Origin of the sequence: Streptomyces puniciscabiei (assembly GCF_006715785.1) — a bacterium.
GTDB lineage: Bacteria > Actinomycetota > Actinomycetes > Streptomycetales > Streptomycetaceae > Streptomyces > Streptomyces puniciscabiei.
The window spans coordinates 6,006,385-6,031,087 of sequence record NZ_VFNX01000001.1; the positions used below are offsets into that span (position 1 = coordinate 6,006,385).

The 24,703-nt window shown below is 72.3% G+C and carries 20 protein-coding genes and 1 pseudogene; 15 read left to right on the forward strand and 6 right to left on the reverse strand.

From position 1 onward, the window contains the following. Window positions 1–4 precede the first annotated feature (4 nt). Window positions 5–1,771: a translation initiation factor 2 gene (locus tag FB563_RS27845; RefSeq protein ID WP_341874435.1), complete on the reverse strand. Its 1,767-nt coding sequence runs from the start codon at window positions 1,769–1,771 to the stop codon at window positions 5–7. 155 nt (window positions 1,772–1,926) lie between these two features. Here FB563_RS27845 and FB563_RS27850 point away from each other — a divergent pair, with 155 nt between their 5' ends. The 4 genes from FB563_RS27850 to FB563_RS27865 all read left to right on the forward strand — a co-directional run bounded on the left by FB563_RS27850 (window position 1,927) and on the right by FB563_RS27865 (window position 6,211). Further along, window positions 1,927–2,355: a hypothetical protein gene (locus FB563_RS27850; RefSeq protein ID WP_063797120.1), complete on the forward strand. Its 429-nt coding sequence runs from the start codon at window positions 1,927–1,929 to the stop codon at window positions 2,353–2,355. A gap of 153 nt (window positions 2,356–2,508) precedes the next feature. Continuing rightward, window positions 2,509–3,951 carry a GuaB1 family IMP dehydrogenase-related protein gene (locus FB563_RS27855; RefSeq protein ID WP_055708463.1) on the forward strand — a complete coding sequence of 481 codons (1,443 nt, stop codon included), beginning with the start codon at window positions 2,509–2,511 and terminating at the stop codon, window positions 3,949–3,951. Between the two features lie 289 nt (window positions 3,952–4,240). Then, complete coding sequence (locus FB563_RS27860) at window positions 4,241–5,731, forward strand: amino acid permease (RefSeq protein ID WP_055708456.1); 1,491 nt, start codon at window positions 4,241–4,243, stop codon at window positions 5,729–5,731. 27 nt (window positions 5,732–5,758) lie between these two features. Further along, on the forward strand, window positions 5,759–6,211 hold the full coding sequence (locus FB563_RS27865) for an Lrp/AsnC family transcriptional regulator (protein WP_031174468.1): 453 nt from the start codon (window positions 5,759–5,761) through the stop codon (window positions 6,209–6,211). 176 nt (window positions 6,212–6,387) lie between these two features. Here the strand turns inward: FB563_RS27865 and FB563_RS27870 are convergent, their stop codons facing one another. Continuing rightward, window positions 6,388–7,128, reverse strand: a complete 741-nt coding sequence (locus tag FB563_RS27870) for a GntR family transcriptional regulator (protein ID WP_055708457.1) — start codon at window positions 7,126–7,128, stop codon at window positions 6,388–6,390. A 214-nt stretch (window positions 7,129–7,342) separates the two neighbouring features. Between FB563_RS27870 and FB563_RS27875 the strand changes: the two genes are divergently transcribed. The 8 genes from FB563_RS27875 to FB563_RS27910 all read left to right on the forward strand — a co-directional run bounded on the left by FB563_RS27875 (window position 7,343) and on the right by FB563_RS27910 (window position 16,368). Next, on the forward strand, window positions 7,343–8,503 hold the full coding sequence (locus FB563_RS27875) for an ABC transporter substrate-binding protein (protein WP_055708458.1): 1,161 nt from the start codon (window positions 7,343–7,345) through the stop codon (window positions 8,501–8,503). Further along, window positions 8,500–9,399 carry an ABC transporter permease gene (locus tag FB563_RS27880; RefSeq protein ID WP_055708459.1) on the forward strand — a complete coding sequence of 300 codons (900 nt, stop codon included), beginning with the start codon at window positions 8,500–8,502 and terminating at the stop codon, window positions 9,397–9,399. The genes FB563_RS27875 and FB563_RS27880 overlap by 4 nt, the downstream gene beginning before the upstream one ends. Beyond that, complete coding sequence (locus FB563_RS27885) at window positions 9,384–10,205, forward strand: ABC transporter permease (RefSeq protein WP_055708460.1); 822 nt, start codon at window positions 9,384–9,386, stop codon at window positions 10,203–10,205. The genes FB563_RS27880 and FB563_RS27885 overlap by 16 nt, the downstream gene beginning before the upstream one ends. Before the next feature lie 5 nt (window positions 10,206–10,210). Then, a complete protein-coding gene (locus FB563_RS27890; RefSeq protein ID WP_107100732.1) occupies window positions 10,211–11,281 on the forward strand; it encodes an ABC transporter ATP-binding protein in 1,071 nt (356 codons plus the stop codon). Window positions 11,282–11,295: 14 nt separating this feature from the next. Then, window positions 11,296–12,762, forward strand: coding sequence for an HAD-IA family hydrolase (locus FB563_RS27895; protein ID WP_055708462.1), 1,467 nt, complete (start codon window positions 11,296–11,298; stop codon window positions 12,760–12,762). A 94-nt stretch (window positions 12,763–12,856) separates the two neighbouring features. Next, complete coding sequence (locus FB563_RS27900) at window positions 12,857–15,565, forward strand: sensor histidine kinase (RefSeq protein ID WP_142218953.1); 2,709 nt, start codon at window positions 12,857–12,859, stop codon at window positions 15,563–15,565. Beyond that, on the forward strand, window positions 15,555–15,980 hold the full coding sequence (locus tag FB563_RS27905; protein WP_055706827.1) for a roadblock/LC7 domain-containing protein: 426 nt from the start codon (window positions 15,555–15,557) through the stop codon (window positions 15,978–15,980). The genes FB563_RS27900 and FB563_RS27905 overlap by 11 nt, the downstream gene beginning before the upstream one ends. Before the next feature lie 7 nt (window positions 15,981–15,987). Continuing rightward, a complete protein-coding gene (locus tag FB563_RS27910) occupies window positions 15,988–16,368 on the forward strand; it encodes a DUF742 domain-containing protein (RefSeq protein WP_234357790.1) in 381 nt (126 codons plus the stop codon). Window positions 16,369–16,536: 168 nt separating this feature from the next. Here the strand turns inward: FB563_RS27910 and FB563_RS27915 are convergent, their stop codons facing one another. Next, complete coding sequence (locus FB563_RS27915; protein ID WP_055706826.1) at window positions 16,537–17,100, reverse strand: hypothetical protein; 564 nt, start codon at window positions 17,098–17,100, stop codon at window positions 16,537–16,539. A gap of 322 nt (window positions 17,101–17,422) precedes the next feature. Between FB563_RS27915 and FB563_RS27920 the strand changes: the two genes are divergently transcribed. Together FB563_RS27920 and FB563_RS27925 are read left to right on the forward strand one after the other, a co-directional pair. After that, entirely contained in the window at window positions 17,423–18,211 is a 789-nt protein-coding gene (locus FB563_RS27920) for a carbon-nitrogen hydrolase family protein (RefSeq protein ID WP_055706825.1), read from the forward strand. 52 nt (window positions 18,212–18,263) lie between these two features. After that, window positions 18,264–19,961: a flavin monoamine oxidase family protein gene (locus tag FB563_RS27925; RefSeq protein WP_055706824.1), complete on the forward strand. Its 1,698-nt coding sequence runs from the start codon at window positions 18,264–18,266 to the stop codon at window positions 19,959–19,961. Between the two features lie 39 nt (window positions 19,962–20,000). Here FB563_RS27925 and FB563_RS27930 read toward each other — a convergent pair whose 3' ends face one another. The 3 genes from FB563_RS27930 to FB563_RS27940 all read right to left on the reverse strand — a co-directional run bounded on the left by FB563_RS27930 (window position 20,001) and on the right by FB563_RS27940 (window position 23,230). Then, on the reverse strand, window positions 20,001–20,930 hold the full coding sequence (locus tag FB563_RS27930) for an LLM class F420-dependent oxidoreductase (protein ID WP_055706823.1): 930 nt from the start codon (window positions 20,928–20,930) through the stop codon (window positions 20,001–20,003). 96 nt (window positions 20,931–21,026) lie between these two features. Then, a complete protein-coding gene (locus FB563_RS27935; protein ID WP_055706822.1) occupies window positions 21,027–21,713 on the reverse strand; it encodes a DUF5995 family protein in 687 nt (228 codons plus the stop codon). Window positions 21,714–21,823: 110 nt separating this feature from the next. Continuing rightward, the gene (locus FB563_RS27940; RefSeq protein ID WP_055706821.1) at window positions 21,824–23,230 is read right to left on the reverse strand and encodes a uracil-xanthine permease family protein; all 1,407 of its coding nucleotides are present in this window, start codon (window positions 23,228–23,230) and stop codon (window positions 21,824–21,826) included. A 144-nt stretch (window positions 23,231–23,374) separates the two neighbouring features. Between FB563_RS27940 and FB563_RS27945 the strand changes: the two are divergent. Continuing rightward, a pseudogene (locus FB563_RS27945) lies at window positions 23,375–24,632 on the forward strand (alginate lyase family protein). The last annotated feature ends 71 nt before the right edge of the window (window positions 24,633–24,703 follow it).

Genomic DNA, 24,703 nt, shown 5'->3' on the forward strand with positions numbered 1-24,703 from the left:
TCGCTCACACCGGTGTGGCGGCCTCCTCGGGGGTGGCGGGTGTCAGCCGTACCTCGGCCGTGTGGGGGCCGACCGCGCAGGTGAGGGTCGTGTGGTCGGTGCCCGGGCGGGCGACGAGCACGGCGTGGACCGCGGAGAGCACGGGGACCGGATCCACGGGCGCGGTCCGCCGGTCCTGCCGCTGAGGGGCGATGCGGACGGACAGCAGGGGGCCGGACCGGGTCCGTACCAGGCAGTGGGCGGCCGAGACGACGACCGCGGCGGTACGCCGGCCGCCGGGATGGTCCCCCAGGATCCGGGCGGTCCACAGGTCGGCCGGCTCGGCCGGCGCGCCCGGGTGCTCTCCCGCCCGGCGGTACAGCAGCGCGGCGCTCTGGGTGTACCGGTGGTGGGCGGAGCCGACCTCGGCGGCGAGGTGGTGCGCCGGGGCGGGCAGCGGCAGGTGCGCGGGGTGCCGGAGCACCCGGATCGGTGGCCGTTCGTCGTGCTCGCCGTGCTCGTCGTGCTCGTCGTGCTCGCCCAGTTCGTCGAGCTCGACGCGCACCGCGAAGGCAGCGGGTGTGTGCGGTGCCGGTGCGGGGTCGGGGAGCAGGCGGGGCACCACCGGATGGGCGGGCGGGGCGAGGCCGAGCAGGTCGTACACGGCCTCCCGGAGGCGGTCCAGCGCGTGCCCTCGTTCGGCGAACACCGACTCCGTCAGCGCGCGGATGCCGCCCGGCCGGTGGGCGCTCAGGGCCGCCGGGATGCGGCGCGGGTCCCCGTCGAAGCGCGGCACCCGGTCGAGGAGGTCGGCCATGGGGCTGCCGGGAAGCAGCTCGACCCCGCCGTCGTAGGCGCCGAGCAGCGGGCGGTCGAGGGCCGCGGGGTAGAGGGCGGCCGAGCCGTGGTCGGTGATCAGCACGTCGGCGGCGAGGGCGACCGAGGCCCACTCCTCGTACCCGCCGGGCAGGATCAGGCCCGCCCGGCGCGCGGGGGCCAGGTACTCCTCGAGGTCGAGTGCGCCGCGCCGGACGCGTTCGTTGGGGTGCAGCACCAGGGCGAGCTGGTACTCGTCGTGGGGGAGGGCGGCGGCCAGGTCGGCGGGGAGGCCGGGACGGCGGCCGATCAGGGACTCCGGGCCCCAGGTGGAGAACAGCACGACCAGGGTGCGGGAGCCGGTGCGCAGGGCGGCGCGGTAGCGGTCGCGGCGGGCCCGCGACTCCAGGAACCGTTCGAGGAGCGGATCGCCCACGACCGTCGAGCGGGCCGCCGCCTCGGGGCTGACCCGGGCCAGCCGGGATATCTGGCTGGGGTGCGAGAAGAGGTACCGGGTGGCGAGCGGGGCGCCGTCGGGGAGCAGGAGGTGGGCGGGGTCGAGTCCGGAGGCGGAGTCCGCGGTGCCCTCGCCCGGGAGGGACTTGTTGAATCCCGCGCCGTGCGGGAGCAGCGCTCGGGGGCCGTGGAGTGCGTGCAGGTCGCCCTTGGGGCTGGCGGCGAGGACGAGCGCGAAGGAGCGGTCCCTGGCCTCCGGCCAGGGCAGGGTGCGCCCGCCCGCCCGTTCGATGGCGGTCAGCGCGTCGAGCGAGAACTCCGAGCCGGGGACGAGGGTGAAGTACCGCCGGACACGCGCGTCACCCTCGAAGACCGGCAGGGTGTCGAGCAGTCGGTGCAGCGCGTTCTGCGACCGCGCGGCGAACAGCACGGAGACCTGCGCCCCGTCACGCCCGTCGCCCGTCGCCCGTCGCCCGTCGCCCGTCGCCCGTCGCCCGTCGCCCGTCGCCCGTCGCCACAAGTGTCTTCTCCAGTCTACTTGGCATGCACCTGCCCCATGGGGGTGTTTCCGCAGGTCGATGCGGGCCCGCCGATGCTTCCCGGGCTCGGCGTGGCGATCGTACCCGTGGCCGAATCCGCCCCGCCGGTGTGCCGTGGCCCTGCAGAATGCGCCGCATGAACGAATGGCTCATCGCCCTGTCCGCCGCTCTCATCGGCGCCGGATCCGCGCGCGGCGGCAGTGTCATCTCCGCTCGCTCCACGCGCGCGGCGGGGGAGCGGCAGGCGGAGGCGGCGCTGGAGGCGCTGCGGCTCAGTGCCGAGGAGCAGCGCGCGGCGCGCGTGCACGACCAGCGTCGGCAGGCGTGCGTCCGTTTCCTGGACGCGGTGGGCGCCGTCACCGAGACCCGTCGTACCGGCGCCGGTCAGCCCGGCGACCGTACCGACCTGCAGCGGGCGCTCGACATCGTGCAGCTGGAGGGCCCGGCCGAGGTGGCGGCTGCCGCCCGCGTACTCGTGGATCTGGTCCGGCGCGATGCCCGCCCCGACGCGCTCGACGCCGCCCGGGAGGCCTTCCTGGAGGCTGCGCGCCGCGCCCTCCGCTGAGGCGTTCGGCGGATCCTCCGAAGATCCACTGGGCACCCTGGAGGTTCCGCCCGGGCATGGCCGGGGCCGTGGCATGGGACAATGAAGTACGTGCTCTTTCCCCCTGGCGCACCCGTCGGGGGGTCACCTCTGATCGACTGGGATGTGCAGCACGTGCGTTTCCTCAATGACATCCAGCCCGCGTACGACCTGACGTACGACGACGTGTTCATGGTGCCGAGCCGCTCCGCGGTGGGCTCGCGTCAGGGCGTGGACCTCGCCTCGCCGGACGGCACGGGCACCACCATCCCGCTCGTCGTCGCCAACATGACCGCCATCGCCGGCCGGCGCATGGCCGAGACGGTGGCCCGCCGCGGCGGCCTGGTGGTCATCCCGCAGGACATCCCGATCGACGTCGTCACCGACGTCGTCTCCTGGGTGAAGAGCCGCCACCTGGTGCTCGACACGCCGATCGTGCTGGCCCCGCACCAGACCGTCGCCGACGCGCTGGCCCTGCTGCCCAAGCGCGCCCACAACGCCGGTGTGGTCGTGGACGAGGAGCAGCGGCCCGTCGGCGTCGTCACCGACGCGGACCTCACCGGCGTCGACCGCTTCACCCAGCTCGAAGTGGTCATGTCCAAGGACCTGCTCCTGCTGGACGCCGACATCGACCCGCGCGAGGCCTTCAACACCCTCGACCACCACAACCGCCGCTACGCCCCGGCCGTCGACAAGGACGGCAAGCTGGCCGGCATCCTCACCCGCAAGGGCGCCCTGCGCGCCACGCTGTACACCCCCGCCGTCGACAAGCACGGCAAGCTGCGCATCGCCGCCGCCGTCGGCATCAACGGCGATGTGGCGGGCAAGGCCAAGCAGTTGCTCGACGCGGGCGTGGACACGCTCGTCATCGACACCGCGCACGGCCACCAGGAGTCGATGATCAGCGCCATCAAGCTGGTGCGCGCGCTCGACCCGCAGGTGCCGATCGCCGCCGGCAACATCGTCTCCGCCGAGGGCGTCAAGGACCTGATCGACGCCGGCGCGGACATCATCAAGGTCGGTGTGGGCCCCGGCGCCATGTGCACCACCCGGATGATGACCGGCGTGGGCCGGCCGCAGTTCTCCGCGGTGCTGGAGTGCGCCGCCGAGGCGAAGAAGTACGGCAAGCACGTGTGGGCCGACGGCGGTGTCCGGCACCCGCGCGACGTGGCCATGGCGCTCGCGGCCGGCGCGTCCAACGTGATGGTCGGTTCGTGGTTCGCGGGCACGTACGAGTCCCCGGGCGACCTCCAGCACGACGCCAACGGCCGTGCCTACAAGGAGTCGTTCGGCATGGCCTCCGCGCGCGCGGTGCGCAACCGCACCTCGGAGGAGTCGGCGTACGACCGCGCCCGCAAGGCGCTGTTCGAGGAGGGCATCTCCACCTCGCGCATGTTCCTCGACCCGGCCCGCCCGGGCGTGGAGGACCTGATCGACTCGATCATCGCGGGCGTCCGCTCCTCCTGCACCTACGCCGGTGCCGCCTCCCTGGAGGAGTTCGCCGAGAAGGCGATCGTGGGCATCCAGAGCGCGGCCGGCTACGCCGAGGGCAAGCCGCTGCACGCCAGCTGGAACTGATCCAACTCGCCTCCGCACGGCCCCCGTTGTTCCCGCTCGCCGGGAGAACGGGGGCCGTTGCGCTGCAACGGGTCGACAGCCGGTGCACAACGATTTGTCATTCCGGGCCGAGCAACGCAATGATCATGCGGGGACGCGCAAGGTTGCTGCATTACGCCCGTGAAGGCCACCCCCGTAAGGTGCTGCGCTGTACGTGGCGTGGCGGGGACCCCGCTCGGTGGGCCCCTGCCCGCGCAGGGCTACCCCCGGTCCCCGTCCGCAATGACCGGCAGGATGAAGGAGCCAACGCGTGCTCGACCAAGGCGCACCCCCGCACGACCGCACAGCGACCGCCCCCGCAGCCCAGGGCGTCGCCGCGCGCCTCATGCGGCGCAAGCCCGTGGAACGCCTGGTCGCGGAGGGCGGCCACGGCGAGGGAGGTGCGCTTCGGCGCTCCCTCGGCCTGTGGCAGCTGACCATGATCAGCATCGGCGCCACGCTCGGCACCGGCATCTTCGTCGTGCTCGGCCAGGCCGTCCCCAAGGCGGGCCCGGCCGTCACCCTCTCCTTCGTGATCGCCGGTCTCACCGCGCTGTTCTCCGCCCTGTCCTACGCCGAGCTGGCGGGCACCATCCCGGTCTCCGGCTCCTCGTACTCGTACGCATACGCAACGATGGGCGAACTGATCGCCTGGGTCTGCGGCTGGTGTCTGCTGCTGGAGTACGGCGTGTCGGTCGCCGCCGTGGCCGTCGGCTGGGGCGAGTACCTGAACGAGCTGCTGTCCGGCACCATCGGTGTCACCATCCCGAAGGCCTTCGCCAACCCGCCCGGCGTCGACGGCGGTGTCTTCAACCTGCCCGCCCTGATCGTCGTGATCCTCGCGATGGTGTTCCTGATGGGCGGCGCCAAGGAGTCCGCGCGGGCCAACACCGTCATGGTGTCCGTGAAGATCGCCGCGCTGATCCTGTTCTGCGCGATCGGCTTCATGGGCTTCAGGTCCGGCAACTACTCGAACTTCATGCCGCTCGGCATGGCGGGCGTCAGCGGGGCCGCCGGCACGCTGTTCTTCTCGTACATCGGCTTCGACGCCGCCTCCACCGCCGGCGAGGAGGCCAAGGACGCCCAGCGCGACCTGCCCCGCGCGATCATGCTGTCCCTGGTCATCGTGACCGCCCTGTACGTGCTGGTCGCCGCCGTCGCCGTCGGTGCCAGGCCGTGGCGCAGCTTCAGCGACTCCGAGGCCACGCTCGCCCAGATCATGAAGGACGTCACCGGGCAGAGCTTCTGGGGCACCCTGCTGGCCTTCTGCGCCGTCATCGCCATCGCGAGCGTCGTGCTGACCGTGCTCTACGGCCAGACCCGCATCCTGTTCGCCATGTCCCGGGACGGGCTGGTGCCCAAGATCTTCGCCAAGGTCCACCCGAAGACCGGCGCCCCGCGCGCCAACACGGTGATCGTCTCGGTGTTCTGCGGTGTCCTCGCCGCCGCCATCCCGCTGGGCCAGCTCGCGGACGCGACCAGCATCGGCACGCTGTTCGCCTTCGCGCTGGTCAACGTGGCCGTCGTGGTGCTGCGCCGGACCCGCCCGGCCATGCACCGCTCCTTCCGGATCCCGCTGTCGCCTCTGCTGCCCGCGCTGGGCTTCGCCTTCTGCGTCTGGATGATGGGCAGCCTGTCCGCCGTCACCTGGATCGTGTTCGGTGTCTGGATGGCCGTCGGGCTCGTGTTCTACTTCGTATACGGCTTTCGCCGTTCCCGTCTCGCGACCGGTGACGGCCTCGCGGTGACGGCAGAGAAGTGACCGAACCGAAGAAGTGAACCACCCCCTGTGCTGAACGATCTCGACGAACGCATCGTGCACGCCCTCGCCGAGGACGCCCGCCGCTCCTACGCGGACATCGGGCAGATGGTCGGCCTGTCCGCCCCCGCGGTGAAGCGGCGCGTGGACCGGCTGCGCGCCACCGGAGCGATCACCGGATTCACCGTGCGGGTGGATCCGGCGGCGCTCGGCTGGGAGACCGAGGGCTACATCGAGATCTACTGCCGGCGGAACACCTCGCCGGACACCATCCAGCGGGGCCTGGAGCGTTACCAGGAGGTCGTGGCCGCGTCGACCGTCACCGGGGACGCGGACGCGATCGCGCAGGTCTTCGCGTCCGACATGCGTCACTTCGAGCGGGTGCTGGAGCGGATCGCCGGGGAGCCGTTCGTGGAGCGGACCAAGTCGGTGCTGGTGCTGTCGCCGTTGCTGCGCCGCTTTTCCTCCGGGGCGCCGGGGTAGGCGGCTGCCGGCTCGGGGCGCCTTCACCGTTGCCGGGTGCGGGTACGCCGTGGTTTCTCGCGCAGTTCCCCGCGCCCCCGAGGGAGCTGCGGTCCAGCATGCCTGAAGGGGCGCGGGGAACTGCGCGACCAGCCACACGCGACCCGCACCCGGCGATGGTGAAGGCGCCCCGAGCTCTACTCCGCGGTCTTCCGCGCCAACGCGTTGCTGCCTATCGAGTTCCGCACGCTGAAACTGACCGCGTCCGGGCGGTACCGGTCATCGGACCACTCGACGGGTCGGCCCTCACGGGTCGTGGTGACGCGTCGCACCCGCAGCAGCGGACTGGTACGGCGGATCCCCAGCAACTCGGCGTCCCGCGCGCCGCAGGCGACCGCGTCGATCACGTGCTCGCCGTACGCGAAGACGAGACCCGTGTCGTCGTACAGCCGCTGCGTGACCGAGGGACAGTCCGGCTCGATCGACTCCACGGCGGGAGAGATCCAGTCGGCGTAGACCGTGCGCTCCAACAGCACCGGCTCGCCGTCCAGGCCGCGCACCCGGAGCACGTGCAACACCCGTGTACCGACAGCCAGTTGGAGACGTACGGCGTCCTCGGCCGTGGCCGGGCGGTACTCCTGGGCCACCACATGGCCCGTCGCCTCGCGGCCCATCGCGCGGGCCCACTGGGCGAAGCTGCGCAGTTCCTCGAAGCTCTGGCTGCGGCGGCTGGCGAGGACGACGCGCCGGGCGCCCTGGCGGGAGCCGATCAGGCCTTCGGAGGTGAGGGTCGCGACGGCCTGGCGGACCGTGCCGCGTGAGACGCCGTAGGCCGCGGCCAGCTCCGACTCCGAGGGCAGCCGGCTGCCGACCGTGTACTCCTCGCGGTCGATCGCACGCCGCAGCTCGTCGGCGATCTCCTCGTGTCGCGCCGTCATGCTTCCCCTCTGCTCAGGTCGCTGTGCACAGCGTGACCAGCCTAATCGAGACCTGAGCGTGATCTGCAACGGTCTGGATTGTGCAGCCAAGCAGCGCCCAAAGTTTCGCTCACGTTTACAGACAGGACACCGCGAGCGGGCGTACTGTGACGCAACTTGTTCAGACAAGTTCTCCGCACTGCCTCAACCCTCGTGTGCACCCCCTGGAGAGACCGTGACCGTGTCCCTGCCGAGAAACGCCGCACTCGGCGGCTGTATCGCCGTCGTCGCCGCGCTGGCGCTCAGCGCCTGCGGCGCCGCTCCCGACAACGCGTCGAGCACCACCAAGGACGGCAAGAGCGCCGCCACCGCCACCTCCGCAGCCGCCTTCGGCGGTATGGACGCCCTGGTCAAGGCGGCCAAGAAGGAGGGCACGCTGCACATCATCGCGGTGCCGCGCGACTGGGCGAACTACGGCGCGATCATCGACGGATTCCAGAAGAAGTACGGCATCAAGATCCAGGACGAGAACCCCGACGGCACCAGCGAGGAGGAGATCAGCGCCGTCACCACCCGCAAGGGCCAGGACCGCGCCCCCGACGTTCTCGACCTGGGCTCCTCGTTCGCGCTGAGCGCCGCCCAGCAGGGCCTGCTCGCGCCCTACAAGGTGGCCTCCTACGGCGACATCCCCGAGGCCCAGAAGGACCCGCAGGCCCGCTGGTACAACGACTACGGCGGCTATGTCTCCATCGGCTGCGACGACAAGCGCGTCAAGGAGTGCCCCACCAGCTTCAAGGACCTGCTCAAGCCCGAGTACAAGGGCCAGGTCGCCCTCAACGGCAACCCCACCAAGTCCGGCTCCGCCTTCGGCGGCGTCTACGCGGCGGCGCTGGCGAACGGCGGCTCCTTCGACAACATCCAGCCCGGCCTGGACTTCTTCGCCAAGCTGAAGAAGAGCGGCAACTACACGCCCGTCGAGTCCACCCCGGCCACCGTCGAGAAGGGCGAGACGCCGATCTCGATCGACTGGGACTACCTGAACGCCGGTTACGCCGACGAGTTCAAGTCCAAGGGCCTGGACTGGAAGGTCGCCGTCCCGAGCGACGGCCAGTACGCCCAGTACTACTGCCAGGGCATCAACAAGGACGCCCCGCACCCGGCGGCCGCCCGTCTGTGGCAGGAGTACCTGTACAGCGCCGAGGGCCAGAACCTGTGGCTCAAGGGCTACGCCCGCCCGGCTCTCATGGCCGCGATGGAGAAGGCCGGCACGCTGGACAAGACCGCCGCCGCCAGGCTCCCCCAGGTCACCGGTACCCCCACCTTCCCGACCGAGACCCAGCAGAGCAAGGCCAAGACGGTCATCGCGCAGGGCTGGGGGAAGGCCGTCTCCGGATGACCGCCGCCCTCCCGCGCGCGGACGTGGCGCCCGTCGCTTCGGCGAAGCGGCGGCGCCGCGCCCCCGGCTGGCTCGCCGTCGTACCGCTGCTGGTCTTCGTCGCGATCGCCTTCGGCCTGCCCGCCGTGGCCATCGTGAACGGCGCCTTCTCGGTCGACGACGCCACTACGGGCGCCACCACCTACACCGGCGCCAACATGACGGCCTCGCTGCGGGGCCCGTACCTCACCGCCCTGCTCGGCAGCGTCAAGCTGTCCGCGCTCTCCGCCGCGCTCGGCGCCCTGCTCGGGCTGCCGCTCGCCCAGGCCGTGGTCTCCTCCCGCTCCCGCTGGCTGCGCGAGGCCGTGCTGACCGCCTCCGGCGTGCTCGCCAACTTCGGCGGGGTCCCGCTGGCCTTCGCCTTCGTCGCCACCCTCGGCAACGCGGGCGTCCTCACCGTGCACCTGGGCCTGAAGGACAGCGGCTGGGACCTCTACAGCTTCTGGGGCCTGGTCCTCGTCTACCTGTACTTCCTCATCCCGCTCATGGTCCTCACCATCACCCCCGCGCTGGACGGCCTGCGCTCCCAGTGGCGCGAGGCCGCGCTGAACAACGGCGCCACCGGCGTGCAGTACTGGCGGCACGTGGCCCTGCCCGTGCTGACGCCCTCGCTGCTCGGCGGCCTGGTGCTGCTGTTCGGCAGCGCCTTCGCCGCCTACGCCACCGCCGCCGCCATGGTCGGCAGTGCCGTGCCGCTGGTCACCCTGCAGATCGCCGACGCCCTGTCCGGCAACGTGCTGGTCGGCCAGGAGAACGTCGCCCTCGCCCTCAGCCTCGACATGGTGCTGGTGGCGGGCCTGGTGATGGCCGTGTACCTGCCCCTTCAGCGAAGGAGCGCCCGATGGCTCGACGCCTGACCCCGTGGCGGTGGGTCGTCCTCGGCCTCGCCGCCCTGTACTTCCTGGTACCGCTCGCCGCCTCCGTGATCTTCACTGTGGACGTGCCCGGCCAGGGCCTCACCTTCGACGCCTACACGAAGATCCTCTCCGCCGACGGCTTCCTCTCCAGCCTGCTGCTCTCGCTGGAGCTGGCCGTCGCCACCATCGCGGTCGTGCTGCTGCTGATGGTGCCCGCCGTGGTCGCGCTCCGGCTCGGCGCGCCCCGGCTGCGCCCGGTGGTGGAGGTGGTGTGCTCGCTGCCGCTGGTGGTGCCGCCCATCGCGTTCGTCACCGGGATCGCCACCGTGCTGAAGTGGGGCCCGCAGTATCTCTCTCGGACGCCGCTGTTCGAGACGTTCGTGGTGATCCAGAACGACAGCTTCCCCGTCGTGCTCGTGCTCGCCTACGTCGTGATGGCCCTGCCGTTCGTCTACCGGGCCCTGGACGCCGGCCTCCGCGCCATGGACGTGCGGACCCTCGTCGAGGCGGCCCGCAGCTGCGGCGCCTCCTGGCCCAAGGCCCTCGTCCGGGCCGTCCTGCCCAATCTGCGCGGGGCCCTGCTGAACGCCTCCTTCCTCACCCTGGCCCTGGTCCTGGGCGAGTTCACGGTCTCCCATCTGCTCGGCTACACCCCCTTCGCCGTGTGGATCTACAACGTCGGCGGCGAGCAGGCCCAGATGTCCGTCGCCGTGTCCGTGCTCAGCCTGCTCGTCACCTGGGCCCTGCTCCTCGCGCTCGCCGGTGCCGGCGGCGGCCGCAACCGAACCGCTCCTTCCCGGGGATGACCTACATGACCGCCACCCTGCCCGAGACCCGCACCCAGGCCGCGACCGTCGAATTCCGTTCGCTGCGGCGGGAGTTCGGGACCACCGTCGCCCTCGACGGGCTCGACCTGACCGTCCGCCCCGGGGAGTTCCTGGCCCTGCTCGGCCCCTCCGGCTGCGGCAAGACCACCGCGCTGCGCATGCTCGCCGGGTTCGAACACCCCGACTCCGGCGCCGTGCTGGTGGACGGCGAGGACGTCACCCACGTCCCCGCCCACCGCCGGGACGCCGGCATGGTCTTCCAGTCGTACAGCCTCTTCCCGCACCTGAACGCCGTCGACAACGTCGCCTTCGGGCTGCGCATGCGCGGCGTCCGCACGGCCGAACGGCGCGCCCGCGCCGCCGAGTTGCTGGAGCTGGTCGGGCTCGCCGACAAGGGCGAGCGCTATCCGCACCAGCTCTCCGGCGGCCAGCAGCAGCGCATCGCGCTGGCCCGTGCCCTGGCCCTGCGCCCGCGCGTGCTCCTGCTCGACGAGCCGCTGTCCGCGCTCGACGCCAAGGTGCGGCTCACCCTGCGCGAGGAGATCCGACGCCTTCAGCAGGAACTCGGCATCACCACCCTGTTCGTCACGCACGACCAGGAGGAGGCCCTGTCGGTCGCCGACCGGGTCGCCGTCATGCGCGCCGGCCGCCTCGAACAGTGCGCGGAGCCCGCCGAGTTGTACGGCCGCCCCGCCACCGCCTTCGTCGCCGAGTTCGTCGGCACCATGAGCCGGATCCCGGGCGAGCTCAAGGACGGCACGGTCGAGGTGCTCGGGCAGCGGCTGCCGGCCGACGGCGAGGTGCCGGACGGTGCGGTGGACGTGCTGGTGCGGCCCGAGGCCGTCCGGGTGCGCCCGGACGAGCAGGGCAGCGCCCGGATCGTCGCCACCGCCTTCCTCGGCGCGGTGGTCCGGGTCACCGTACGCCTCGCCGACGGCACCGAGGCCAAGGCCGACCTCCCCGCCCACGAGGCCACCGGCCTCGGCGCCGGAGCCCCCGTCGGCGTGTCCCTGCCGGAGCGCCCGGTGCTCGTGGCCGAACGTATCCAGAAGTGAGGAATTTCCCGAACGTGACCCCCCACATCCATCAACTCCCCCTTCAGGCCGTTCTGTTCGACATGGACGGCACGCTCGTCGACACCGAGCGGCTGTGGTGGGAGGCGGTCGAGCAGGTCGCCGGGCGCCCGCTGACCGAGGCCGACCAGCCGGACGTGCTCGGCCGCCCGGTGGAGCACACCGCCGCCTGGCTCGGTACGGCGACGGGCCGGGCGGCGGCGGACCTCGCGGCCGAGCTGCACCGCGAGTTCGCCGACCGCGTCCGCACCGGGATCGTGCCCCGCCCCGGCGCGCACGCCCTGCTGGACGCGCTGGCCGCCGCCGGCGTCCCCGTCGCCCTGGTCACCGCGTCCCCGCGCGCGGTCGCCGACGTCGTCCTCGACGCCCTCGGCGCCGACCGGTTCGCGGCCTCCGTCACCGCCGACGACACCGCCCGCACCAAGCCGGACCCCGACCCCTACCTGGCCGCCTGCCGGGCCCTCGGCGTCGACCCCGCCGCCTGTGTGGCCGTCGAGGACACCGAGACCGGCGTCGCCTCCGCGGAGGCCGCCGGGTGCGCCGTCCTCGCCGTACCGTCCCTCGCGCCCATCGGCGCGGCGCCCGGCCGGACCGTGCGGGAGAGCCTCGCCGGGGTGACGGTCGAGGAACTGGGGCAGATGGTCGCGCCCGAGCTTCGGGTGATGAGCTGGAACCTGTGGCTCGGCGGCAGTGAGGTCGACGACCACCGGGCCAAGCAGCTCAAGGTCATCCTGGAGAGCGGCGCCGACGTCGTCGGGCTCCAGGAGACGGGCGGAACCGCCGCCCAGGAGCTCGCCGAGGCGCTCGGCTGGCACCACCACCGGGCCGGCGAGAACCTCGGCGTGATCAGCCGCCACCCCATCACCGCCCGCTTCGGCGACCCGGACGTCGGCTTCTACGGCGCCGCGGGCGTCCGCATCGCCGTGGCGCCCGGCCGCGAGGTCGACGTCTGGACCGCGCACCTGCACTACACGCCGTACGGGCCCTATGAGGCGGTCTTCGACGGGTTGCCGGCGCAGGAGCTCATCGCCCACGAGGAGCTGCGGCTGGCGCAGATGCGGGACGCGCTGGACCGCATCGCCGAATCGTCCGCCGAAGGCATCCCGGTCGTCCTGGTCGGCGACTTCAACTGCCCCTCCCACCTGGACTGGCCGGACGTCGCCTGGCCGGTGACCAGGGCCGCCGAGGACGCGGGCTTCGCCGACTCCTACCGAGAGGTGCATCCGGACCCTGCGGCCGAGCCCGGCCACACCTGGTCGCCGATCCACCCGGTGCACGAGGACGGCAGCGGACGGCCCGAGCCGCAGGACCGGATCGACTACGTCCTGCACCGGGGCCTGACCGTGCGGGACGCGCGCACCCTGGTCACCGGCAGCCCGCGGCCCTGGCCCGATGTCGCGGGCAACGACTGGCCCTCCGACCACGCGGCGGTCCTCACCACCTTCGCCCCGACCAGGACATAACCCGGGGTTACCGCAGGTCACCATTGCGGTCCGGGTGACCATCCCGTAGGTTGTGCCGGACTTTCTACCGACTGGTAACACCGGCAGGTACTTCATGCGCTGGCCCCTCGGCCGTCCCACCACCGTCCGTTCGCGGATCGTGGCGCTCGCGCTCGCCCCGGCCGTCGCGCTGATGGCGCTGTGGAGCTTCGCGATGGTGTCCGTCACCGCCGAACTGCGCGCGTTGATCCGGCTCCAGGGGGTGTACGAGGACTTCGGCACCCCCGTGGACACGGCGGTCGGGCAGATCCAGATCGAGCGCCGGATGTCCGCCGCCTACCTGGGCGCCCGCCTCGACACGGCGACGGCCGGTCAGCTGCTCGAACAGCAGCGCCGTACCGACCGGGCCGTGGACGCCATGCGGCAGGCCGTCCGGGACGGCGACCGGGGCCGGCTCACCGAGCGGCAGCGGCAGACACTGGACGCCATGGACGCGGCGACCGGCAAACTGGACGGGCTGCGCTCGCAGGTGCTGTCCCGGCACATCACCTGGGACCGGGCCGTGGACGAGTACAGCGCACTGGTCGAGCCCGGCTTCGACGTGCAGTCCACGCTCACCGCGCTCCAGGCCGGACAGCTCGCCCGCGAGGCGCAGGTCGTCATCGAGCTGGTGCGGGTGCGGGAGTTCGTCTCCCGGGAGGACGCGCTGGTCGCCGGGGCGCGGGCGGCCGGCACACTGACCGACCGGCAGTACGACACGCTGACCGCCACCATCGAGGACCGGCGGGTGTTCCAGCGCACGTACGTGCCGGACCTGCCCGCCGACTCGCGCGCCCTGTTCGAGGACTTCCAGCGCGGGGACCTGTACGGCTCGCTGGTGCGCGGCGAGGACGCACTGCTGCGGGCCGGGGCGGCGGGCGCCGGCCGGGCCGTAGCGGCGGACACCTGGCGGTCCACCACCGACCGGGCCGTCAAGCGGTACATGCAGCTGTGTACGCGGTCCGCCGAGAACTCGGCGGCACGCGGGCGGGCGTTCGCCTACCGGGAGCTGACCAAGTCGGCCGTCGCCGGCGTGGTGGGGCTCGCGGCCGTGGGGCTGTCGCTGTGGTTCGCGGTGCGTGGTGCGCGGCGCATCTCGCGGCGCCTGGAGACCCTGCGGGACGCGGCGGACGTACTGACACAGCGTCAGCTCCCCGAAGTGATGCGCCGGTTGAGTGCCGGTGAGGACGTGGACGCGGTGGCGGAGGCGCCGCCGCTGGCCGCCGACGAGGTGCGCGACGACGAGATCGGGCAGGTGGGCCGGTCCTTCAACACAGCGCGGCTCGCCGCCGTCGAGGCCGCCGTCAGACAGGCGACCCTGCGCCGGGGACTGTTCGCGGTGCTGCTCAACATCGCGCGCCGCAACCAGGCGCTGGTGCACCGGCAGTTGAAACTGGTCGACACCCTGGAACGGCGCACCGACGACCCCGACGTCCTGCGGGAGCTGTTCCGCATCGACCACCTCACCACGCGCATGCGCCGGCACGCGGAGAGCCTGATCATCCTCTCCGGCGCGGCCCCGGGCCGCCGCTGGCGCCGGCCCGTGCCGATCGCCGACGTCGTCGCCTCGGCCGTCGGCGAGATCGAGGACTACGCGCGCGTGGTGGTGCCGCCGATGCCGGAGATCGGCGTCGCCGCGGACGCGGTCGCCGACGTCGTCCATCTCGTGGCCGAACTCCTGGAGAACGCCACGGTGTTCTCGCCGCCGCACACCCAGGTCACCCTGCGCACCGGGCGGGTCGGCAGCGGGTTCGTGATCGAGATCGACGACCGGGGCCTCGGCCTCGACGCCGAGGCGCGCACCCACGCCCACGCCACCCTCACCGACCCCGACGCCTTCGACCCCACCCGCCACGACCGCCTCGGCCTCTATGTCGTCGGCCGCCTCGCCGCCCGCCACGGCATCGAGGTGAGCCTCGGGGACTCGCCGTACGGCGGCACGACGGCGGTGGTCCTGCTGCCGGAGGGGGTGCTGGCGGTGGCGGGACAACGTGAACAGGGCGCAGCAGTACGCGAGTTGCCGACCCGGGCGCGGGCGGCTGTGCCCGCGCCCGGTGAGCCGCGGACCGGACCCGCCGGTGAACCGCCCACCCGGAACCGGCTCGCGTCCGTGCCCGCGCAGGGCGCGGGAGCCGTGTCCGAGCCGGCGTCGGACACCCCGACGACCGGAGCCGCCGACGGTTCGGGTGCCGGCTCCGCGCCGTCGTCGGGGGAGCGGCTGACGGCCCTGCCGGAGTCCGAGTCGCCGGCCGGTGCCCGGCTGTCGTCCTTGCCCGCGCGCGGCTCCGAGGCCGTCTCCGAGTCGCCGGCCGGTGCCCGGTTGCCGTCCTTGCCCGCGCGCGGCTCCGAGGCCGTCTCAGAGTCGCCGGCCGGCGACCGGTTGCCGTCCTGGTCCGCGTCCGGGACGCCGGCGCCTCCGCCCGCCCTGCCCACCCGGACCCGGCAGGCCTCCCTCGTCCGGGAGCTGCGGGACGAACCGCCGCCGCGCGACACCGCCCCCGGGCGCGAGGTCGACGCCGAGGAGATGCGCGCGATCTTCGGCGCCTTCCAGCGTGGCCTCGACCGCGGCCGCAAGGGTCTGCCGACGACCGGCGAGGCTGCCCGGAGTTCCGGTACTGCCGAACCGACGGGACCGCAACCCCCCAGCGCCGCGAGGAACCGCGCGACCGGCCCTCACGCACCCGCACCCGAAGACGCACCCACACCCGCCCCCTCGGACGACACGATCACCGACACTGTGACCACCCACGCCCACGAAGGGACGGACACCGACGATGCCCGGTGACGAACACAGGACCGAGCAGCCCGCCGAGACCAGCGGAGCGCTCGGCTGGCTGCTGGACGACCTCGTGGCGCGCACCGAGCACGTCCGCCAGGCCGTGCTGCTGACCGCCGACGGTCTGCCGATCAGCAGCTCGGACGGGATGCGCCGACGGGACATCGAGCACCTGGCCGCCGTCTGCTCCGGCTTCCACGGTCTGGCCCGCTCGGCGGGGGAGCGGTTCGACGCGGGCGAGGTGCGGCAGACCATGGTGATGCTGGACGACGCCTACCTCTTCATCACCCCGGCCGGGCACGGCAGCCGGCTGGCCGTCCTCAGCGAGGCCGGCACCGACGTCGGCCAGCTCGCGCACGAGATGGCCCTGCTCGTCCGCCGCCTCGGCCGCCACCTGGACGCGGCGGCCCGCACCCCCAGATGATCCCGCGGTGAGCGACGAGCACTGGTACGAGGACGAGACCGGGTCGATGGTGCGGCCCTACACGGTCACCCACGGCCGCACCCGGCCCTCGGGCGCGCACGCCATCGACCTGATGTCCCGGGTCACCGCGCTGGACGCCGACGCGCCGGGACCGCGCGTCGACCATGCCCGTGCCGCCCTGCTCGACCTGATCCGGCGCGGCCCGCGTCCCGTGGTGGAGCTGGCCGCGGACGCCGACCTGCCCCTGACCGTCCTCCGGGTGCTGCTCGGTGACCTGGCCGAGGCGGGCCTGATCCGGATCGACGAGCCCCGCCGCCACCGGACCGGCGGCCCGGCCACCGACCCGGGGCTGCTGCGGGAGATCATGGAGCGGCTGCGGGAGATCTAGCCATGTGTCTGCGAGCTCGGGGTCGAGGAGTCGCCGGTGCCGGAGGTGCTCGCAGGACGGCACGGTCGGCGCCCGGCGGAGCAGGCTCGCCGCGCCGCTGGTCGGTCTCGGACGGCGGCGGCTCCGCCCTCACCGTCGACCCGGTCGGCACCGGCAAGTAGCCGGCACCTAGAGCTTCGGCTCCCAGGGCACGACCCTGAAGTCACCGGTGCCCCGCTTCACCTTCTCGAAGGGGGCGGAGGACACACACCTGGGCAGGTCCCCGGGCCCGATCCCGTCGTCCGTCGCGGCCCAGCTGTAGCCGAGCCGGTCGACGCCCCCGGTGTCGTGCACGGTGACTCCGACCCTGTGCCCCACCCATTCGGGATGGTCGGAGTCGGTGATCACCCCGGACACCACCGCCACCTTGCCGCCCGTCACCAGACAGTCCACCGTCGCCTTCGCCCGGCCGTTCATGTGGGGCGAATAGTGGCTCCAGGCGAAGGTCCCGGTCGCCTTCAGCGGATCCGCGGTGTCCGCCGCCGCCAGATGCGCGTCGAAGCTGAAGGTGATGTCGTCCCCGGCCGACCGGTACAGCTTGGCCGAACCGGTCAGTGACGCGGCCTCGCGCACGGGGTGGTGCGCCCCGCCGCCCGAGGCCAGTGCCGCCCCGGCCGTACCGGCGGTGATCAGCAGGGCGGCTGCGAGGGTCACGGCGGCGATCTTCGTACGGCGCTTCACGACGGCCTTCATGAGGGTCCTTTCCGCAGGTCAAGCGCGTGAACTGAACGATCACCACTCTCCCGGCGCCGGCCCTTCGGCACATCGCTCCGCAGGCGGGACCCCGCCTCCCCCGTCCGGCGGGGAACCCCAGCGGTCACCTGCGCCCCAGGGGGGACGGAACCGGGCCCGAGGGTGCGCAACGAATCGCCGCCCGAGCCGCGCACCACGCAACAAACCGCGCACGGGCGCGCAACGGCTCCTTCTTGTCCGGCCGAGCGCGCCGACCGTACCTTCTTCATGGCCCCAAAAACGTCGAGGCCACCCCCAAAGCCCCTTTCCGGTGAGGATCCGCATGCGCACCGCCCTGCTCCAGAGCTCCGGCCGCCCCGGCTCGATCGTCGAGAACCTCAAGGTCCTCGACGAGGCCGCGGGCCGTGCCGCCGCCGCGGGCGCCGCGCTGCTCGCCGCACCGGAGATGTTCCTGACCGGGTACGCGATCGGTGACGACATCGCCCGCCTCGCCGAGCCCGCCGACGGCGCCTGTGCCGACGCGATCGCCGAGACCGCCGGCCGGCACGGCATCGCCATCGCCTACGGCTACCCGGAGCGCGGCGGCGAGACGGTCTACAACTCCGCCCAGCTGATCTCCGCCGACGGCACCCGGCTCGCGAACTACCGCAAGACCCACCTCTTCGGCTGCTTCGAACGCGACCACTTCACACCGGGCGAGCAGCCGGTCGTCCAGGCCGAGCTGAACGGCCTCACCGTCGGCCTGATGATCTGCTACGACGTCGAGTTCCCGGAGAACGTCCGCGCCCACGCCCTGGCCGGCACCGACCTCCTCGTCGTCCCGACCGCGCAGATGCACCCCTTCCAGTTCGTCGCCGAGTCGATGATCCCGGTGCGCGCCTGGGAGAACCAGATGTACGTCGCGTACGTCAACCGGGTCGGCCAGGAAGGGGAGTTCGAGTTCGTCGGCCTCTCCGTCCTCGCCGGTCCCGACGGCGTCGCCCGCGCCCGGGCCGGCCGCGCCGAGCAGCTGGTGTTCGCCGACGCCGACCCCGCCTTCCTGGCCGCCTCCCGCGAGGCCAACCCGTACCTGCAGGACCGCCGCCCCGGTCTGTACGGGTCCCTCGGCTGAGCCGCCGCAACAGCCTCCCCCTGTTTCACCTCGTGCAAGGAGTCCGTACCCCATGACGTCCACGGTGCCCAACGCCGTCGAGCACACCGACGAGCAGCAGCCGCCGATCACCATGTTCGGCCCGGACTTCCCCTACGCCTACGACGACTTCCTCGCCCACCCGGCGGGCCTCGGCCAGATACCGGCGACCGAGCACGGCACCGAGGTCGCGATCATCGGCGGTGGCCTGTCCGGCATCGTCGCCGCGTACGAGCTGATGAAGATGGGCCTCAAGCCGGTCGTCTACGAGGCCGACCAGATCGGCGGCCGGCTGCGCACCGTCGGCTTCGACGGCTGCGACGAGTCGCTCAACTGCGAGCTGGGCGCGATGCGCTTCCCGCCGTCGTCCACCGCCCTGCAGCACTACATCGACATGGTGGGCCTGGAGACCCGTCCCTTCCCGAACCCGCTGGCCGAGGCCACCCCCTCGACCGTCGTGGACCTCAAGGGCGAGTCGCACTACGCCGAGACCATCGACGACCTGCCCCAGGTCTACCGTGACGTCGCCGAGGCCTGGAACAAGTGCCTCGACGAGGGCGCCGACTTCTCCGACATGAACCGCGCCATGCGCGAGCGCGATGTCCCGCGCATCCGGGAGATCTGGGCGAAGCTGGTCGAGAAGCTCGACAACCAGACCTTCTACGGCTTCCTCTGCGACTCCGAGGCCTTCAAGTCCTTCCGGCACCGCGAGATCTTCGGCCAGGTCGGCTTCGGCACCGGCGGCTGGGACACCGACTTCCCGAACTCCATCCTGGAGATCCTGCGCGTCGTCTACACCGAGGCCGACGACCACCACCGCGGCATCGTCGGCGGCTCCCAGCAGCTGCCGCTGCGCCTGTGGGAGCGCGAGCCGGAGAAGATCGTCCACTGGCCGTACGGCACCTCGCTGAAGTCCCTGCACGTGGACGGCGAGCCCCGCCCGGCCGTGACCCGGCTGCACCGCACCGCGGGCAACCGGATCACCGTGACCGACGCGAACGGCGACATCCGGACCTACAAGGCGGCGATCTTCACCGCCCAGTCCTGGATGCTGCTGTCCAAGATCGAGTGCGACGACTCGCTCTTCCCGATCGACCACTGGACCGCGATCGAGCGCACCCACTACATGGAGAGCTCGAAGCTGTTCGTCCCCGTGGACCGGCCGTTCTGGCTGGACAAGGACGAGGAGACCGGCCGGGACGTCATGTCGATGACCCTGACCGACCGCATGACCCGCGGCACCTACCTGCTCGACAACGGGCCGGACCAGCCCGCCGTGATCTGCCTGTCGTACACCTGGTGCGACGACAGCCTGAAGTGGCTGCCGCTGTCCGCGAACGAGCGGATGGAGGTCATGCTGAAGTCGCTCGGCGAGATCTACCCGAAGGTCGACATCAGGAAGCACATCATCGGCAACCCGGTGACGGTCTCCTGGGAGAACGAGCCTTACTTCATGGGCGCGTTCAAGGCCAACCTGCCCGGCCACTACCGCTACCAGCGGCGCCTGTTCACCCACTTCATGCAGGAGAGGCTGCCGGAGGACAAGCGCGGCATCTTCCTCGCCGGTGACGACATCTCCTGGACGGCCGGCTGGGCCGAGGGCGCCGTCCAGACCGCGCTGAACGCGGTCTGGGGCGTGATGCACCACCTCGGCGGCGAGACCGACCCGGCCAACCCCGGCCCGGGTGACGTGTACGACGAGATCGCCCCTGTGGAGCTGCCCGAGGACTGACCGAACAACGAGCAAGGACCAAGGCGCGGGCGCCCGGACTCAGACTCCGGCCGCCCGCGCCTTTTCAAACACCTCCGCGGCGACGTCCGTCAGCTCCCGCGCGTCCCGCGCGGTGCCCTGGAGGTCGATGAGGATCTCGTCCAGGCCGATGCCGGCGTACTCCACGAGGTCCGCCACGATCTGCTCGGCATCGCCCTGGAAGGGCCGGCGGTCCGCCCCGTCGTACGGCTTCGCCTGGCGGTCGGCGTTCACCCGCAGCACCGTCCGGATGGGTTTCGTACGGCCACGCTCCTCCGCCAGCTCCCGCAACTGCCGCCACTGGGCGGCGACCGCCTGCGCACCGGTGGCCACCGGCAGCCAGCCGTCGGCATGGTCGACGAGCCTGCGGAAGGTCCGCCCGCTGCTCGCGGCCAGCATCAACGGGATCGGCCGGGCGGGTTTGGGCCCCACCACGGCGGAAGTGATCTTGGCCAATTGCCCGTCGTGGACGACCGGATCCGGACCCCACACGGCCCGGCACACCGCGATGATCTCGTCCAGGACCGCGCCACGCTCGGCGATCGGCCGGACGCCCGAGGCCGCGTACTCGTCGAGGGACCAGCCGGTGCCGAAGCCCGCGATCACCCGGCCCCCGCTCGCCGCGTCCAGCGAGGCCAGGGCCTTCGCGAGCTGGAACGGCAGGTGCAGGGGCGCCACCAGCACGCTGGAGCCCAGCTCCGCCCGCTCGGTGGCCGCCGCGGCCAGGGTGAGGGTGACCAGCGGGTCCGCCACATTGCGGTACTGGTCGGGCCAGGGCAGGCCGTCGACGCCGTACAGACCCTGGGTGGCGGGCTCGGGGAACAGGGCCCGCTCGAAGACCCACAGGCTGTCATAGCCGATCCGTTCGGCGGCGCGTGCCACCGCGCGCACGTCGGTGCCGATCGAGTACTGCCGCATCTGGGGAAGACTCAGGCCCAGCCGGGTCGCCATACCGCTGCTCCTCTGCGATTCGATGCTTGCCGGGCAACGTAGGGCGATCACCGGGGGATTCCGAGGCGGCTCGCCCAGGGGCGAGATCCGGCCAGGTCAGTCGGCGAGCGGTGTCAGCAGCATCCGCCCCGCGAACCCCACCGCCGCGTCCAGCCGTTCGGCGAACTCCTCGGCCATGCCGCCGCGGTGCCGCAGCGCCCACAGGGCCCGTGCCGCCATCCAGGCCGCGTCGCGGGCCCGCTCCAGGCTCCAGGAGCCCAGCAGATGGGTGAGCGGGTCGGCGATCTGCAGCAGGTCGGGGCCCGGCATCAGATCCTCGCGGATGCGCTCCTCCAGCGCGACGAGGACCTCGCCCACGCGGTCGAACTCGTCCTCCAGATCGGCCGGTTCGCAGCCGAGCGTACGGCAGGAGGCCACCACGGCGAGCGCCAGGTCGTGCCCGATGTGCGCGTTGATGCCCGCCAGCGCGAACTGCAGTGGCCGTACCCCGGGATGGCGGCGCAGCTGGAACAGCGGACGCCAGCAGGCGGGCGGTCGGCGGTCGTGGGCCACCGCGTCGACCGCGGCGAGATACCGCTCGGCGAACCGCACGTCCAGCGCGGTCGCCGCCCGTGGGTCCGGGAACTGCCCGGAGTCCAGGCGCCGGTCGAGCTCCTCGGTGACGGTGAGGTAGACGCGGTTGAACACGGCGACACCGTCCCGCTCGGGCAGCGTCGCGTCGAGGGACCGCATCCGGGAGACGACCGCGTCGACGGGAGTCGTGAAGTGTTCCAGCTGCGCCATGGGGGAAGGGTCCCAGCCCCGGACCGGACGACGAGGCGACCGGCCGGACACATCGCCGGAACGGGGGAACGGACCGCCGCGGCCCGGCCGGACGTCGCTCCGGCGTACGCCTACGACTTGGCGCGCGGCGTCTGCCGGTCGCCGGCCTCCTCGTCGTAGGCGGAGGTGCCCTCGTCCAGCAGCGGCTGCTGCCGCTTGAGGTGGGCCGGGGCGAAGGCGCGCAGCGCGTGGTAGCCGGTGATGACGACCAGAGTGCCGAGGGCGATGCCGCTGAGCGAGAAGGTGCTGGTGAACTTCAGGCTGACATTGCCGACGCCGATGATGATGCCCGCGGCGGCCGGCACCAGGTTCAGCGGGTTGCGCAGGTCCACCTTGGCGTGCAGCCAGATCTGGGCGCCGAGCAGGCCGATCATGCCGTAGAGGATCACGGTGATGCCGCCGAGGACACCGCCCGGGATCGCCGCCACGACCGCGCCGAACTTCGGGCAGACACCGAAGAGCAGGGCGAAGCCGGCCGCGGCCCAGTAGGCGGCGGTGGAGTAGACGCGGGTCGCGGCCATCACGCCGATGTTCTCGGAGTAGGTGGTGTTCGGCGGGCCGCCCACCGCGGTGGACAGCATGGAGGCGACGCCGTCCGCCGAGATCGCCGTACCGAGCTTGTCGTCCAGCGGGTCGCCGGTCATCTCGCCGACCGCCTTCACATGGCCCGTGTTCTCCGCGACCAGCGCGATCACGACCGGCAGCGCGACGAGGACCGCCGACCACTGGAAGGACGGTCCGTGGAAGTGCGGCAGGCCGATCCAGTCGGCCTTGGAGACACCGGAGAGGTCCAGGCGCCAGTGGCCGGTGACCTTGCCGCTCGGGCTCATGGAGTGGATCTTGCCGAAGATCCGGTCGAAGGCCCAGGAGACGCCGTACCCGAAGATCAGCCCGAGGAAGATCGCGATCCGGGACCAGAAGCCGCGCAGGCAGACCACGGCCAGCCCGGTGAACAGCATGACCAGCAGGGCCGTCCACTGGTCCTGCGGCCAGTAGGTGGAGGCGGTCACCGGGGCCAGGTTGAAGCCGATCAGCATGACCACCGCGCCGGTGACGATCGGCGGCATGGCCGCGTGGATGATCCGCGCCCCGAACCGCTGCACCGCGAGCCCCACCAGGAACAGCGCCACACCGACGACGAACACCGCGCCGGTCACCGTGGCACTGGTGCCGCCCTGGGCGCGGATGACGGCGGCCACGCCGACGAACGACAGGGAACAGCCCAGATAGCTCGGCACCCGGCCGCGCGTGGCGATCAGGAAGATCGCGGTCGCCACGCCCGACATCATGATCGCCAGGTTCGGGTCGAGGCCCATCAGGACGGGCGCGACGAAGGACGCGCCGAACATCGCGACCACGTGCTGGGCGCCCAGGCCCACCGTACGGGGCCAGGAGAGCCGTTCGTCGGGCCGTACCACCGCTCCGGGCGCGGGCGTGCGCCCGTCACCGTGCAGCTTCCAGCGCACGCCGAGGTCCATGGTGGGGTTTCGCTTTCTTACGTACGTGAAGACGGTCCGAACCATTGTCAGGGGTAACGAGCGGCTCTACGCTCGCACGGTCCTGTTCATGAACTCAGTTCACATATCTGATCAGAAGTTCGTCGGACGAGATCGGAGTGCTTGATGAGTGGAAGATCCCGTGCGGCCGTGCTGCTGGCCGCGTTGGTGACCTTCGGGGCCGCGCTGGTGCCGTCGGCGCACGCCGCGCCCCGGGCTCCTCGGACCGTCGTCCTCGACGGCGCCCGGCTCCAGCAGACCCGCGCCCGACTGGACCGCGACCCCCGACTGCGGCGCGTGCTCGGGGACTTGACCGCCCGGGCCGACACCTGGCTGGACCAGGGCCCGTGGACGGTCGTCGACAAGCCGCGGCCCGCACCGGGCGGCGACGTTCACGAGTACCTGAGCCAGGCCCCCTACTGGTGGCCCACGACCACCCCGACCGCCGACAACCCCTGGGGCTGCCCGTACGTCCAGCGGGACGGGCAGCGCAACCCGGAGGTCGACAGCGGCACGGACCGGCAGGACGCCGAGAAGGTCTTCGACTCCACGTACGACCTCTCGCTCGCCTGGTACTACACGGGCAAGCCCGCCTACGCCGTCAAGGCCGGGCAGATCCTGCGCACCTGGTTCCTCGACCCGGCCACCCGGATGAAACCCCGACCTGGAGCACGCCCAGTTCATCCCGTGCAAGTACGACGGCCGGGCCATCGGCATCATCGACTTCTCCCAGTCGTACACCAGCGTCCTCGACGCCCAGGCGATCCTGGCCACCGGCGCCCCCGGCTGGAGCGCGCAGGACCGCGCCGCGATGAGCCGGTGGAACACCGGCTTCCTGGACTGGCTGAAGAACAGCGACTTCGGCAAGCAGGAGGGCGCGGCCGCCAACAACCACGGCACCTTCTACGACATGCAGCTCGCCGCTCTCGCCTGCGCCACCGGAGACACCGCCCTGGCCCGGCGGACCGTGCTCGACGCGCGCGCCAGGCGGATCGACCCGCAGATCGCGGCCGACGGCAGCCAGCCCCAGGAGCTCGCCCGCACCCGCAGCTGGCACTACTCCACCTTCGACCTGGTCGCCTACACCCGGCTCGCGGCCATCGGCCGGCACGCGGGCGTGAACCTGTGGTCGTACCGCGGCCCGGACGGGCAGAGCCTGTTCCAGGCCGTCGACTATCTGCTGCCGGCCGCGACCGGCGCCGCCGCGTGGCCGCATCCGGAGCTGGAGTTCCACCGGTACGCGGCCACCGATGTCGTGCACGCGGCCGCCGACGCCGGGGACGCGGCGGCCGGGGCGGCCGTGGCGAAGCTTCAGGCGCCGCCCGGGGGAGACCTGTGGGCGCTGCGGCCCGCCGCGGAGCAGCTGGACTCGATAGCGGGCTGAGCGGACTGCAGGGGCCGGCCCGGCAGGGCTCCTGAGCGGTCGCTTAGTATGGACCGTCCGCGATGTACCGT

What these genes read in the sequence shown, in the direction of transcription:
- FB563_RS27850 (WP_063797120.1), top strand. Translation starts at nt 1,927, where the DNA reads ATGAACGAATGGCTCATCGCCCTGTCCGCCGCTCTCATCGGCGCCGGA.
- FB563_RS27870 (WP_055708457.1), bottom strand. Translation starts at nt 7,128, where the DNA reads ATGACGGCGCGACACGAGGAGATCGCCGACGAGCTGCGGCGTGCGATC.
- FB563_RS27880 (WP_055708459.1), top strand. Translation starts at nt 8,500, where the DNA reads ATGACCGCCGCCCTCCCGCGCGCGGACGTGGCGCCCGTCGCTTCGGCG.
- FB563_RS27885 (WP_055708460.1), top strand. Translation starts at nt 9,384, where the DNA reads ATGGCTCGACGCCTGACCCCGTGGCGGTGGGTCGTCCTCGGCCTCGCC.
- FB563_RS27890 (WP_107100732.1), top strand. Translation starts at nt 10,211, where the DNA reads ATGACCGCCACCCTGCCCGAGACCCGCACCCAGGCCGCGACCGTCGAA.
- FB563_RS27900 (WP_142218953.1), top strand. Translation starts at nt 12,857, where the DNA reads ATGCGCTGGCCCCTCGGCCGTCCCACCACCGTCCGTTCGCGGATCGTG.
- FB563_RS27905 (WP_055706827.1), top strand. Translation starts at nt 15,555, where the DNA reads ATGCCCGGTGACGAACACAGGACCGAGCAGCCCGCCGAGACCAGCGGA.
- FB563_RS27915 (WP_055706826.1), bottom strand. Translation starts at nt 17,100, where the DNA reads ATGAAGGCCGTCGTGAAGCGCCGTACGAAGATCGCCGCCGTGACCCTC.
- FB563_RS27920 (WP_055706825.1), top strand. Translation starts at nt 17,423, where the DNA reads ATGCGCACCGCCCTGCTCCAGAGCTCCGGCCGCCCCGGCTCGATCGTC.
- FB563_RS27925 (WP_055706824.1), top strand. Translation starts at nt 18,264, where the DNA reads ATGACGTCCACGGTGCCCAACGCCGTCGAGCACACCGACGAGCAGCAG.
- FB563_RS27930 (WP_055706823.1), bottom strand. Translation starts at nt 20,930, where the DNA reads ATGGCGACCCGGCTGGGCCTGAGTCTTCCCCAGATGCGGCAGTACTCG.
- FB563_RS27935 (WP_055706822.1), bottom strand. Translation starts at nt 21,713, where the DNA reads ATGGCGCAGCTGGAACACTTCACGACTCCCGTCGACGCGGTCGTCTCC.
- FB563_RS27940 (WP_055706821.1), bottom strand. Translation starts at nt 23,230, where the DNA reads ATGGACCTCGGCGTGCGCTGGAAGCTGCACGGTGACGGGCGCACGCCC.